Here is a 14,413-nt window from a genome sequence, read left to right as displayed (position 1 = left end):
ATACCAGGCACATCATACTTTTAGGAGGTCATCCCACACGATGTCAGCACGAAAATTTTCCCTCAGCCAGTTTCTTATTGCTCTGGTCATCGGCCTGTTCAGTCTGGCCTGCCTGTTCCCGTTCCTGATGGTAATCTCAGGCTCCCTGAGTACAGAGAAGGATATCATGCAGTATGGTTATTCTCTTTGGCCGAAGACGATTACTTTTGACTCCTACCGGATCCTGCTACTTGGCTCCAATCGTATTTTCCAGGCTTACGGGGTCAGCACATTTGTTACAATCGTCGGTACCGTACTATCTCTGTTCCTGACGAGTATGGGCGCCTATGTTATGGCCCGCCGTTCCTTTAAATACCGGAATATTCTTTCGATCTTCGTCATTATTACCATGCTCTTCAGCGGGGGACTCGTGCCTTGGTATATTATTATCGTCAGATACCTGCACTTGAAAGATACGATTTGGGCACTTATTCTGCCGTCTCTGGCTAATGCCTTCAACATGTTCCTCATCAGAAACTTTATGCTTTCCATACCTGAAGATTTGCACGAATCGGCTAAAATGGACGGTGCTGGTGAATTCCGTATCTACGCCCGCCTGATCATGCCGCTGGCCTTGCCCGTGCTAGCTACTGTTGGTTTGTTCGTAGCCCTGGGCTATTGGAACGACTGGTTCCTCGGTCTGATGTTTGTAGATAAGCAAGAGCTTCAGCCATTACAGCTGTTGTTGCGTACGCTGATCTCTAATGTCGAGTTCTTGAAGAGCTCCAGTAATGCGGCGGCGATGCAGCGGATCTCGACCCAGATTCCTTCCGAGTCGATCAAGATGGCGCTCACTGTCATCACGATTGGACCGATCATTTTCCTCTATCCGTTCTTGCAGCGTTACTTTGTCAAAGGCCTCATGGTTGGGGCTGTAAAAGGTTAACTATGCCGACCACGGTCGTATAGTATAAATTACATTTCAAAAAGGGGAGATTTGGATGCGCAAAAGCATCGGTAGATTTCAGCTAATTCTAACCGCACTCCTGCTGTTCAGTTTAGTCTTGTCCGCATGTGGCGGTAGTAACAACAATACCACTTCAAATGCAGGCGAAAAGACGAATGCTGGCGGAGGAAGTGACACAGCAGCAACGAAGACTGAGAATGAAGTTACCCTTAAATTCTATTTCGGCGGTGATAAGAAGGCTGCCACAGATGAAGTCTGGTCCAAAATCAGTGAATATGTGAAAGCCAAAGGCCTGAATGTCAAATTCGATATCAACTTCATCCCGTTTGGTGACTTCAAGGAGAAAATGCTCGTTATGGCCGCTTCCGGCGATAGCTGGGACATGAACTTTGACGGCGACTGGCTCTCCTACAAGCAAATGGCAGCCAAAGGTTCCTATATGGCCCTGAATGATCTACTGCCGAAATATGCACCTAATCTGGAGAAGAAATACGAAGAGCAGGGTACATTGGGCGCAGCAACAGTAAACGGCCAAATTGTCGGATTGCCATGGACGATGAAAATGAATGAACGTAAATTTGCCGGCTGGCGTTCGGATCTTGCCGAGAAGGCAGGCATTAACATTGCGCCGGATTCTATCCAAACGATTGAAGATGTAGACAATCTGCTCCGTGAGCTGAAAAAGGCTTACCCGAACGATAAGCTGTCCCGTACTACACCGTTGTCCCTCTATTACATCCGTGATGAATGGGTGGACTTGAACTTCCACGGACTGGGCTTCTATCTGAATGATCCGAAGATTACCGTTCAACCAGTTGAACAACAACCGTTCTTCCTGGAGGCTTCGCAGCTGGCGAAGAAATGGTATGATGACAAGCTGATCAATAGAGATGCCATGATTGATAAAGAAGGCGCTGAAGACCAGTGGAGAAACGGCAAGCTGCTCTTTACCGTGACTTCTCATGAATGGGCTTACGCAGATCCAGGCTTCTCCGATTCTTCCTTTAAACAAGGAATGTCGCTCCTTTATCCTGATAAGAAATACGTTAACCGTACCGCTCTTGCTAACGTAGTAGCGATCAATGTGAACTCCAAGAATCCAGACCGTGTGCTGCGTTTCCTCGATATGGTAGAAACCGATCAAACGCTGTATGACTTGCTGCAATATGGTATCGAAGGCAAAACTTATGTCCTGAACGGAGATGCTGCGGATTATCCGGAAGGTATGCAGTCCTCTACAAGTAACTATATGGAGTGGGGCGGACAATGGGCATTCTGGAAGCCGCAATTTATGCGCCCAACCACAACGTATGCTAAAGATTTCTGGGTGAAGGAAGCAGATTTCGCTAACCAGCCGAACAATGTGAACTCGCCAATCGACGGATTGTTCATTGCTGAAGACAGCATGAAGAATGAGCTGGCCAAGCGTGACCAAGCTACCGATGAGATTAGCAGACCGATCGAATACGGTATGGTGAAAGATGTTGAGAAATCTGTAGCCGATTATGTTGAGACTCAAAAGAAGAACGGACTCGATAAAATTATCTCTGAAACACAGAAACAAATTGATGCCTATCTTGCTGCCAAAAAATAAAGCTTGCGGCAAACAGGAAGCCGCCTTGGGGTGTGCTTCCTGTTTTTTAGTCATAGCGTCATTGTCTATCCGCGGGAAGGTATGACCAATAAACTATTGGAGGTGCGTTTGTGAGTACAAATCGATCATGGGTCAAGCTCCGGGTACAGGTATCACGGGTACTTGCGGCCCTGCTGCTGGTGTCCAGTATCCAGCTTCCTCTGGGCACGGTAAAGGCTGACGCCAACGCTGTGCATGTTAGCTTGGGAGAAACACCGGTTGAGGAGGGGCTATCCGCTAGGGCAGGTGATACTACCGACGGTCTGAAGACCGGAACGGTTACCGGAGTCACCTATTGGGAGACTGGCAAGGACCTCGGTACAAGCTACATCTATCTGGACGTGGACAACGATTATTTGTATGACAGCAATGATTACGATGTGGATGTCACTGTAGATTATTATGACGAGGGCAGCGGAAAGTTTGTTCTGCAATATGATGCCCAGACGGCAGCCTTCAAAGATGGAACTGTGTTTCAGTATGGCGACTCCAAGACCTGGAAAAGTCATACCTTCACACTGAAGGATGCCAAATTTGCAGACCGCACGAACGGAGCGGATATGCGGCTCAGTGTGGAAGGCGGGGGCATTGATGCTGCGGCTAACAAAGACCTTAAGGTTGCTGGTGTTACAGTTTCCAAGAAACTGAAAGCGGATTCAAATAAACAGGTCGCTATCAAGTTGGGGGCGCAAGTCGACTCTAACGGTATTACCGCGAGACCTGGAGATGGACCAGCCACAGGCCTTTTGACTGGAACAAGGGACGGCAAAACTTACTGGCAGACGAATCAAAATGTAAGCTCGTCGGATCCGGGACAGAATGTCCTCTACTTCTATTTTAATGTGGGCGACGATTACTTGTATCAGAATACCGATCAGGATGTTTTTGTTACAGTGGAGTACTATGATCGCGGCAATGGTAGCATGGTTCTGCAGTATGATGCGGAGTCAGCGCATTTTAAGGATGCACCATTATTCACCTATAAAAATACGAATACCTGGAAGACACACACTTACAAATTGAGCGATGCTTATTTTGCTAATGGCACTAACGGCGGAGACTTCCGGCTTGGTGTCAGTGGCGCAGGCGCTCCGGCGGGTAATCCGGAACTGATCTTAGCTTCGGTAACGATCACGAAAGCTCCGCGCACTGCTGTGGATGCGCAGACCAAGGTATACACAACGAATTATGCAACACAGGATGTAGTTATAGCCGATGGCAGTGTCAAGGATTTTGGTGCTGTCGGGGATGGCGTTAAGGATGATACGCAGGCGTTCCAGGATGCCTTGACCGCAGCGGGCAACCGTGGAGGCGGGGTAGTCTTTGCGCCAGAAGGCCATTACAAGATTACCAGTAATCTCATTATTCCAACTGGCGTTACACTCCGCGGTGACTGGGTAAACCCGGACACTGTTAATAAGCAAGTAAAGGGTACGGTTCTCGAAGCTTACGGTGGTAGAGGAGATGCTGAAGCGCCAAGTTTCCTGCAGCTCGCACCTTCCAGTGGTGTTACGAATCTATCGGTTTGGTATCCGGAGCAATCGGCAGAGCAGCCGGTCCTCTATCCATGGACCTTTGAGCAGCTCTCAGGTGATAGCGCTACCATTCAGAATGTGACAATGGTCAACTCCTATAATGGTATCAAAATCGGTCCGATCTGGAATGAGCTTCATTATGTCAAAAATGTATTCGGTACCGTACTGAACACCGGGATTTTCCTGGATTTCACCACAGATATCGGACGCCTTGAGCATGTTCGTCTAGCTCCTGATTATTGGTCCGGTTCCGGTCTGGCCGGGTCTCCGCAGAAGGAGCAATTGACGAATTATCTTACAGGCCATGCCGAAGGGATTGTCATGGGCCGTTCGGACTGGGAATATATGTCGGACATTTACCTGTCGGGCTTCAAGACCGGGATGCGCGTGACCACCAGAACGGATAGCCTGGAAACGGCAAATGCCCAGCTCTACAAAATCAATATTGAGCATTCCCAGGTAGCGCTCAAGATTGAAGGCGTCAATGATTATGGTCTGCTGGTGACTGACAGCAGCTTTAAAGCCGATGTCGGACCCCATCCGATCGCCATTCAAGCTACGCCTGGGTTCCGCTCCATCGTCCAGTTCAATCAGGTGACGATCGGCGGTCAGCCGCATCACGCAGTCGTTAATGAAGGGACAGGAATTCTTTCTTTTGAGAATAGCACCTTCGAGAACTGGGATGACCAGGCTGGCGGCTATGCCATTACGGCTGAGGGCGGCTCGCTTATTCTTGGCCAGTCCACCTTCGACAAGCCGTCGAACCACATTTTGCTACAGGGTACTGTGGCAGAAGTGAACGCTGTCAATTCTGGCTATCAGGGTGAGCTTCAGGTGAAGAATGAGAGCGAGGGCGCGCAGCTGAACATTCACCAGGATGACAAGTACAGCCTGGAGGCACTGCCAGAAGTAGCAGCTCTTGATCTGGCACAGCAGCCGAAGCCGGCAACAAACGGATTATACAATGTAACTGAACAACCTTACGGAGCTGATAAAAGCGGCCAAATCGACGCAGCTGCCATTGTGCAGCAAGCCCTTAATGATGCGAAGCTTGCCGGCGGCGGCACCGTGTATTTGCCAGCAGGGATCTACCGGTTGAACTCACCTATTACTGTGCCAAGTGGTGTTGAGCTGAGAGGATCATGGGATGTGCCCCATCATACGATTGGTGGCGGAACGGTGTTCTTCACCAATTATGGGGAAAATGATCCCGATGGCACACCACTGATCACTCTGGAAGCCTCCTCGGGGGTCAGAGGCTTGTCTGTTTATTATGACAAGCAGAACTGGAACACAGTGAAGCCTTATTCCTGGACGATTCAGGGGAAAGGCCATGGCGTGTACGCCATCAATACGACTTTGATCAACTCTTATCAAGGGATTGATTTTGGCAGCTATGATACCAGTGGACATTATATTGATTATGTCGCCGGTTCTCCGCTTAAAGAAGGGATCTTCCTCGGCGGCGGGGCAGAAGGCGGAATGGTCCGCAATGTCCAGTTTAACCCGCACTATTATGGAAGAAACAATTATCCGAATCATCCTGAAAGCGACGAGGACTTCAATAAAGTCTGGAACTACCAGAAGGATCATCTGGATGCCTTCCGCGTAGGACATGTGAAGCAGGAGACCATCTTCAATACCTTTGTTTACGGTTCAATGTATGGCATTCATTTCGAGGAGCAGAATGGCTCTGGTCCGGAAGCGGTTGTCATCGGTCACGGAACGGACGGTAGTAAAAAAGGTGCCGTTATTGACAGTGCGGGTCCAGCAGGACTTTCCCTGATCAATACCGAGCTTGTATCGATGAGCAGCTCGGATAAAGTATATGTCGTAGTCGGCGAAGGCTTTGACTCCAAAGTCACGCTCTTCAACACTTCTATGTGGGGAGATACGACCCGTTCCTTCGATATTCACGCGGGAACCGTACGTATTCAGCAAGCTAACTTCACTACTGTTGGAGAACGGGGAATCAATGCTCTGGGAGGGGATACCGCATTATACAATTCCTACTTCCAGCAGCCGCGTACTACACATGTCTATGCTGGGCCGGATATTAGCAAGCTGGTGATTTCTAACAACCTTTTCAAAGGTGGCATGCAGCTAGTCAACGAAGCTGTGAGTAAAGTATTTGGCACCAATCTGGTTCCGGTTGCCCTGGGCATTAAACGTAGTCCGTTCAATGCTAGTGAACCAGACAAGGCGAACAGCGTGCTCACCGTAACTAATGTAACAGAAGAACAGCCGCTGAGCGGGCGTCTGGAGTTACTGCAGCCTGCCGGATATGCCGGGAAGCTCAAGCCTGTCCGATTTGAAGGTATTGCTCTGGGACAGTCTTTGGAGATTGCCTTGCCATTCCTGTCCAGTGACACACTGAAATACCGTGTCACACTGGATGATGGCTACACTTATACAACTTCTGTCAGACTGGCACAGTCCTTTGCCGGGCGTAATGGAGCGGAATCGGCGGTTACTCCGACGATTGAACTGTCCAGCATTGACCAATATTCCAGTGTAGGTGGTCAATGGAAAGGTCCAGACGATCTCAGCGCCCATGCATCTGTAAGCTGGGATGCCCAGAATCTGTACACCACGATTGTTGTGAAGGACGATGTGCATGCACAGACCTGGAGTGGCGGGGATATCTGGCAGGGCGACAGCATCCAGCTTGGCATTGATCTGTCCAAGAAAGATGGATCGGCCAGCAAAAATGTAAATGAGCTGGGCTTTGCCCTGAATAATCAAGGTAGTGTTACTAAGTGGAGATGGAGAGCACCGGAAGGAGTGCAAACCGGGGCGTTTAATAATGCCCAGGCAGACATTACCCGTGACGAGCCCACCCATCTGACCACCTATAGCCTGAAGATTCCGTTCAGTGAGCTGCACAAACCGGGATATACCTTCTCGCCTTCCGATGTGATTGGCTTCACGCTCTTGATCAACGAGAACGACGGAGCAGGTCGTGCCGGATACATGGAATACAATCAAGGTATTGGCTCCAGCAAGGATGCAACACTGTACGGGGACCTGATTCTGCTGGACAGCGATTATGCCGGTCTGCTGGAGCAATCGGCAACGGCACAGGTTACACAAGCAGAGACGCATAAGGATATCACCCATAAGGATACAGCAGCCAATTTTGTTAGTCTGCTGCCTGAAGGTCCGGTGAAGACTGCATTGATTGCCCGGTTGGCAGCGATCGGAGGCTCGGTCGATCCCGGACCTGGCACTGATCCGGGCACTGACCCGGGGAATCCAAATCCAGGGAATCCAAATCCGGGCACTGATCCGGGGGGACAAAAGCCGGAACCCGGCACGGAAACGCCGTCTACCAGCAATCCAAGTTCGGGATCTTCATCCTCTGTCCCTGCGGCTTCCGGAAGCAAGACATCCATCACTCTGCGGGGAGATGGAACTGTCGAAGTAAAGACCGTACCTGTAGTGGATAGCGCAGCGCAATCGGCGAAGGCCGTTGTGACCTCATCGGAGCTTACAAGCGCTTTTGCTCAGGCTAAGCCTGATAAGAATGGGGTACAACATGTATCTGTTCAGGTAGCATCAGCCAGCGGAGCCAAAGTCTATAGTATTGAGCTTCCTACTGCCTTCGTTGCAGCGGGTTCTCCAGATCAAGTGCTGGAGCTTGTACTGCCGACGGGAACACTTACTCTGCCGGGCAATCTGCTAGCTTCCCTGAGTAAAGAGCTGGATACAACAGTAACCTTCTATTTGCGGGAGGCTGACCGTACAAAATGGAGCAAAGATCTGCAGTCTAAGCTGGGCAGCCGTCCGGCAGTAGAACTATCCCTCCTGTCGGGGAATAAAACCCTTGTATGGAGCGACAAGAATTCGCAGCTTATTCTGTCGTTGCCTTACGTGCTTTCTGGTACCGAGCAAGCCCAAGCATCCGGCTTGGGAATTTGGCAAATTCTGCAGGATAAGCAGGGTGCTGTCGTAGCTGGAGCGAAATACGCAGACGGTAAGGTTCAATTCAAGGTAACTGAAACAGGTCAATATGCGGTTGTTTTAACCGCGCCAATTTTTGCTGATTTGAGCAGTGTTCCTTGGGCGCAAGAAGCCATTGAACAACTCGCAGCTAAAGGAATCATTCAAGGCGTGTCTGCTTCAGCCTTCAATCCAGGGGCACAGATCAAACGGGCGGACTTCGTGAAGCTGCTCGTGGACACTCTTGGCTTGACCGCAACCACCACTGATAACTTCAGTGATGTGGAGCAAGACGCTTACTACGCCGAAGCAGTGAGTATTGCCAAGGCACTTGGCATTACAACGGGCTCCGGTGATGGTGCATTCCTGCCGAATGCGGCCATCAGCCGAGAAGAAGCAGCGGTCTTCATTGACCGTGCACTGAAGCTCCAGAAGATTGAGCTAGCGCAAGCCGGCACAAGCACACTGGGCGACTTCAAGGATTCCAGCAGTATCGCGGGCTATGCCCGAGACAGCATTGGAACACTGGTGGAAGCCGGTCTGCTGCAGGGTAGCGGTAACAGCCTGAATCCTAAAGGCAAGCTGACACGCGCAGAGACTGCCGTGCTGTTGTACCGGATTTACAGCCTGTAATGCCCGATTTTCCAATGTTTGAATAGGAAGGCAGTGAGGGTTACAGGTTACAGGTTGCAGGTTGCAGGTATAAAAAAAGCGTCCTGAGCAGTCCGTTTATCGGCTGTTCGGGGCGCTTTTTGTTTGAAGGGGTTTAAGTAGTATGAGGAAAAGAGGAGATCCCAAGAGCATAGCTCTAACGAATGGTCAAAAACGCAGAGCAGCGATTTCTCAATAACGGGAGAATCGCTGCTCTGTTAGCTTTTACAGTTTTGAAAATGAAGAGGGTTTGTCTCCGCTCGCAGAATACCCAATAAAGGATTAGACAGGCCGATCGCCATTACTCTTACGGGCAGGATAGTTGAATGATTTCGCGAATAACTTAAGTCATGACGAATTTACGAAGTTCGCAAAAAGACTTTAGCCGAAAGAAGTTCTTAGTTTAGGAGGAGTCTATATGATATTAGAAAAAGTTATAAATAGAATTGTAATACAAAGTGAATATAAGGATTTTGTTGATAAGTATATAGATAATATACTTACCGAATTTAAAGGTAAGATTAATAGCATTTATATGTGTGGCTCGATTCCAAAAGGAACTGCTAAACCTTTTAAGTCAGATGCAGACTTTACTATTGTATGTGTAAATCCCAAAGATATTGATTACGAAAGATTGTCAAATATTAAAGACAGGCTTTTGGAAGAATATCCAGTAGTAACTAAGATTGATACGATAATTTGCTCGATTGACGATGTATTAAGTAAACCAAATGAGTGGGGTTTTTGGGTAAAGATAATTTGTGTTTGCATATATGGTCATGACGTTGGTGAAAAAGTACCACCGATAATTATTTCTCCAGAGTTCATTTTAGACTTAAATACAGAGACCAAGGAGGAAGTAGATCGTATACATAGTTTACTTTCTAATGCTAGTGATAACACAATGAAAACTAGATATATTAAAGGTTACTCTAAGAGATTAATTCGTGCATTATACTCTTTGGTTTTAGAAGATACAGGTGTATGGCAAGATGACATTTTTAAGATGAAGAATGCCATATTAAACTATTGTGAGATTGACTCTGCTTTAGTTGATTATCTGTATGTTTGTTACTTGGATAGTAATGTACTTGTTGAAGAGTTTCTGGGAATTGCAGATGAAGTATATAGCTATTTTGAGAACGCCTTAAATGCAATGGCTGCTTCCAGAACTTCCTTCGGCTAACACCATATTGACGCTCCGGGTCACTCTGAGAAGCGGGTGACCACATCCAGCCCCCTAAGCCCGTCGGGAGGTCACTGCGTTAGGTGTTCGGCAAGCCTCACAACTATAAGCAGCGACTCTAATTAAAACATAAGACTATTGAGCTAACGGGAAACGATAGCTCAATGTTACAGCGGCAGCCATGGACTTTATTCTCTCGTCCATGGCTGCCGCTGTTTCTATTACGGGGGGAAGTCACACGCTAGACAACTATAAATTCACCTGAAACTGCGATGTCGGCAGAACTGCGGCCGATCATCACCCGGAAGGTGCCGGGCTCGATGATCCACTCGAGATTTCGATTCAACAAGCTTAAGTCCTTCGGCGCCAGTGTAAAGGATAGCGTGCGCTGCTCTCCTGGCTGCAAGTGAATCCGCTGGAAACGCTTCAGTTCCTTTTCAGGCCGGGCGACAGAGCTGTGTACATCACAAATGTAGAGCTGAACGACCTCGTCTCCGGCCAGGCTTCCAGTGTTGGTCACATTCAGAGTCACATGAAGATCCTCGTCGGGATGAATGGACGCTGATTTGAAGTGCAGGCTGTCATACTGAAAAGTAGTGTAGCTAAGTCCGTGGCCAAAAGGATATAGCGGCTGGTTGTCACCGCCGACATAATGCTTTTGTCCGCCGCGTCTGCGATTGTAGTACACCGGAATCTGGCCGAGGGTCTTAGGAAAAGAGATTGGCAGACGTCCCGCAGGATTATAATCGCCGAACAGGACTTCAGCGATCGCATGACCGCCATTTTCGCCAGGGTACCAGGCTTCCAAAATGGCCGGAATATGCTCCGATTCCCAGCTAAGGGTTATCGGGCGGCCGTTCTGAAGCACGAGAACTACCGGTGTGCCGGTCTCATACACAGATTTCAGAAGCTGAAGCTGTGCTCCCGGCAGATCCAGGCTGAACCGGTCAATGCCTTCCCCGCAGGTTCGTTCGGAATCACCGAGTGCGAGGATAGCGATATCTGCTTGTGCAGCTGTAGCAGCAGCCTCCTGAATGAACTCTGCTGCATCATTCCAGCCCAGCAGCACCTCGACGCCATTCGTATCTTTACAATATTCCACGCGTAGCGCATATTCCTGTCCAGCCTTCAGTGCTACCGGCACGTTTTGGCGGGCGCTGTGTCCCTGACCCCAGCCATCTACAAGCAATTCTCCATCCAGCCACAGCCGCATGCTGTCCTGACTGGAAAGTCCGATATAACCTGTGAGATCATGCTGAGGAATAAGGCTACCACTCCAGCGTACCGAGAAATCATGATTGCGGACGATTTCATCCGGCTTGGAAATAGCCCAATTGAAATCAATCGTCTTATCTGTCCGGGTCAGGACAGGAGATCCTTCCAGGTCCGGATTGTTGAAATATTCGCCAAGCAATCCATTGGCACCGGAGCCGTGAGTGAAGTTGACAGGAGGAATAGGCTCCAGTTCATCATCCAGAATGCTGCTTCCTTTAGCATACAGAACTCTGGTCTTTGAACTAACAGATTTTTGAATCCCTTCCAGTACAGTAACCGGCTCAAACCCTTCGATATATGGCGTGTAATCGCCCAGTCTGGCTGTAGCGGCGCTAGGACCAATGACGGCAATAGTGCCCAGGTTTTTGTCCAACGGGAGCAGACCTTGATCATTTTTTAGCAAACAAATGCCTTCACGGGCTGTCTGTAGTGATGTTTGACCATGCGCTGTCTGACGGATCACTGTCTTGCTCAGATCCTCATCCGTATAAGGGTTCTCGAACAGTCCGAGCATGAACTTCACTTTAAGCACTCGACCGGCTGCTGTATCCACGGTATCCATGAGGATATCTCCGCTGGTGACTAACTCCATAATAGATTCCTGGTAAACGTCATGTGGATAATCGTAATATTGCATGTCGGTTCCGGCTACCAGCGCTTGGCGAATCGCTTCCTTTTCGGAGTCGGCTGTATAATGGGCATGCTGGAGGCGGGCAATCGCACCCAGATCTGATCTCACGAAGCCGGGCATATTCCATGCTCCGCGCAGGATCTCTGTAAGCAGGCTATAATCTGCCGAGCAGGGAACACCATCAATGGAATTATAGGAACACATAGCATTGATCGCACCGCCCTCCACAAAAGCAGCTTCAAAGACAGGCATATGATAGGTATGCATATCGTTAGCTCCAATGGAGGCCGGGGAATGGTTCAGCCCAGACTCAGGAATGCCATGTACGGCAAAATGCTTCGGCTCGGCAACAATATTCCGCCCGGAAGCCAAATCATCTCCCTGCAGTCCCTTGATCATGGCAACTGCCATCCTGGAGGACAGATAAGTGTCTTCGCCATAGGTTTCCTCCACGCGTCCCCAGCGGGGTTCACGGGCGAGATCCAGCACCGGGCCGAAGGTCTCGTGAATACCGAGGCTACGCGTTTCGGCGGCAATCTCGGTTCCGAGCTGTTTTACTAGTTCGGGATTCCACGTAGAGGCCATGGTGATGGCATGCGGATACACGGTACATCCAGGGCGTAGCAGCCCATGCAGTGCTTCCTCGCTGAACAGGATCGGGATACCGAGCCGGGTCTGCTCCACGGCATATTTTTGGATCGCGTTATTGACCTTGGTAGTGCCGTAAAGGTCGTGCAGACAGCCGATGCCATCTTCGCCAATCAACTCCTCAATCTTCTCCCAGAGTATTTCGGAATCATCGGCCATGACGGTATGCATCTGCGGATGTCTTGCGCTCATAAAAGAAGCCCCGAAGTATTGATCCAACTGGCGGACCTTTTCCTTCAATGTCATACGATGCAGTAAATCTTCCACCCGATTTTCCACCGGAAGCTCCGGGTTTCGGTAAGGTGCATTTGAATGCTCTGTGGATATGCTCACTGTATATTACCTCCTTGTACAATCTGAAGTGTATTGCGACTGATTCTTGTTTCTTTGAATTATAAAAAAAAGACCCTGACTTTACCTGTCAGGGATTGATGATCACTTGTCATATTTTGCTGCGATAGAGGGTAGGTGTGCATCCGTTCACTTTTTTAAAGACACGGTTGAAGGTCTCGATGCTGTTGAATCCTGCTCTGTAAGCCGCCTCAGTAATGCTCATGTCGCTACCGAGCAGCAGCTGTCCGGCATAGTTCGCTCGAAAGATGTTTATATAATCAACAAAGGTGACACCGGTAGCTTCTTTGAACAGCCGGGTGAAATGATAGATACTGTAGCCGGAAATATCTGCTGCTTGCTTGAGCGTCATTTCGCTTCCGGGATGATTCTCGATATGGTTCAGTACGCCTTCCAGCCGGTCGAGCTGCTCCAGTCGGATTTTGCGTTTGGTCAGTGCCTCTTTGCTGTAAATCTCCCTGGGAACTTGGCGAAGGAGCAGCGCCATCAAATCATGCATCCGGGCATTGATGACCAGTTCGAAGCCGTCGCTTTGGCCTTCCCATTCACGCTGAATGTTGAGGATCAGTCTTTCGAGCTCACCGTGCAGCGTTGCCTGCCACGTATTAGTTTGTTCATCGGTGACGGCAGGGCGGAGATGGGGCTGAACTATTTTCTGGTTGAAAATAAGGTCGCCCCAAGCTCCAAACGGCAGCTTATCCAGTTGAAGAATGATCTTCGCGCAGCCGTTCGGATTGGCGTAATTTTGATGCACCTCGCAGGAGTTAATCAGCAGAATATCTCTTGTCCGCAGCGTGTAAATCTCTCCGCCGATACCGATCTGCATGCCCTCGCCAAGGATGTATACAATCTCAAGCTCCTTGTGCCAGTGGGCCGGATAGCCTTCCTCCAGCGAGCTGATAATGATATTGAGGGGCTGGCTTGTTTTGTGGCGGATCTTCTCATGCCATGCCCTTATGGATGGTTGAGCCAAGTGAACGGCCTCCTTCACTCCTCATTTAATGACTTTAGAATCTTTTCTCTCGTTTGGCTTAATCGTTTATCAGCACCATGCGGGTGCAAGGGTTCGCTCCAGGAAAAACCATCCCCTTCGTATCTGGGTATAAGGTGCATATGGTAATGAGTAAGGTCGTTGAATTTTCCACCATTTTGGCAAATGCTTATACCATCAGGTTTGAACAAGTCCTTTAAGACTGCTGAAAGTCGCTTTGAAGCATCCATGATCGCATATGCAGTCGCGGATTCTATTTCTTCGACATCCAAGTAATGCTTTTTAGGAAGGATCAGGGTATGTCCTTCATTAAATGGGGCGATATCGAGTACACAAGTGATAAGTTCGTTCTCATAGATAATGTTTAAGTCTGGTTCAATATTATTAGCAATTCTACAGCCTAAGCATTCCATTTACAGCATCACTCCGTTGTAAGTTTTATAGTATATAAAATAAAACGAACTGAAGATACGAATGTACGGGTAAGGGATCGATCGTCACTTCGGTGGAACGTTTGGTCTTCCGATTGCGGTCGTCGACAGAGGCCCTCTTTATAACCGTTTCTGGCAATTGAAATTTGGTAAGAGTCTGTGCTGATGGGTGCGATCTTTCCCGCGAAAAGCT

The 14,413-nt window shown here is 49.0% G+C and carries 7 protein-coding genes; 4 read left to right on the top strand and 3 right to left on the bottom strand.

Features of this window, described 5'->3' with window-relative positions; all coding sequences use genetic code 11:
- Positions 1-40 precede the first annotated feature (40 nt).
- The 4 genes from ACFVU8_RS12805 to ACFVU8_RS12790 all read left to right on the top strand — a co-directional run bounded on the left by ACFVU8_RS12805 (position 41) and on the right by ACFVU8_RS12790 (position 9,893).
- Entirely contained in the window at positions 41-925 is an 885-nt protein-coding gene (locus tag ACFVU8_RS12805) for a carbohydrate ABC transporter permease (RefSeq protein WP_379194803.1), read from the top strand.
- Between the two features lie 55 nt (positions 926-980).
- Positions 981-2,540, top strand: coding sequence for an extracellular solute-binding protein (locus ACFVU8_RS12800; protein ID WP_175370048.1), 1,560 nt, complete (start codon positions 981-983; stop codon positions 2,538-2,540).
- Positions 2,541-2,650: 110 nt separating this feature from the next.
- The gene (locus ACFVU8_RS12795; RefSeq protein ID WP_387427688.1) at positions 2,651-8,689 is read left to right on the top strand and encodes an S-layer homology domain-containing protein; all 6,039 of its coding nucleotides are present in this window, start codon (positions 2,651-2,653) and stop codon (positions 8,687-8,689) included.
- 436 nt (positions 8,690-9,125) lie between these two features.
- A complete protein-coding gene (locus tag ACFVU8_RS12790) occupies positions 9,126-9,893 on the top strand; it encodes a nucleotidyltransferase domain-containing protein (RefSeq protein WP_387427687.1) in 768 nt (255 codons plus the stop codon).
- A 241-nt stretch (positions 9,894-10,134) separates the two neighbouring features.
- On the opposite strand, the gene ACFVU8_RS12785 is transcribed toward ACFVU8_RS12790, so the two are convergent.
- The 3 genes from ACFVU8_RS12785 to ACFVU8_RS12775 form a co-directional block, all read right to left on the bottom strand.
- A complete protein-coding gene (locus ACFVU8_RS12785; RefSeq protein ID WP_387427685.1) occupies positions 10,135-12,780 on the bottom strand; it encodes a glycoside hydrolase family 3 protein in 2,646 nt (881 codons plus the stop codon).
- A 109-nt stretch (positions 12,781-12,889) separates the two neighbouring features.
- A complete protein-coding gene (locus tag ACFVU8_RS12780; RefSeq protein ID WP_387427684.1) occupies positions 12,890-13,771 on the bottom strand; it encodes a helix-turn-helix domain-containing protein in 882 nt (293 codons plus the stop codon).
- 14 nt (positions 13,772-13,785) lie between these two features.
- Positions 13,786-14,202, bottom strand: a complete 417-nt coding sequence (locus ACFVU8_RS12775) for an HIT family protein (protein WP_379465907.1) — start codon at positions 14,200-14,202, stop codon at positions 13,786-13,788.
- Positions 14,203-14,413: the final 211 nt, after the last annotated feature.

This window comes from Paenibacillus sp. NPDC058177 (assembly GCF_042883835.1).
GTDB lineage: Bacteria > Bacillota > Bacilli > Paenibacillales > Paenibacillaceae > Paenibacillus_AQ > Paenibacillus_AQ agri.
This window is presented reverse-complemented; position numbering and strand designations above follow the sequence as displayed.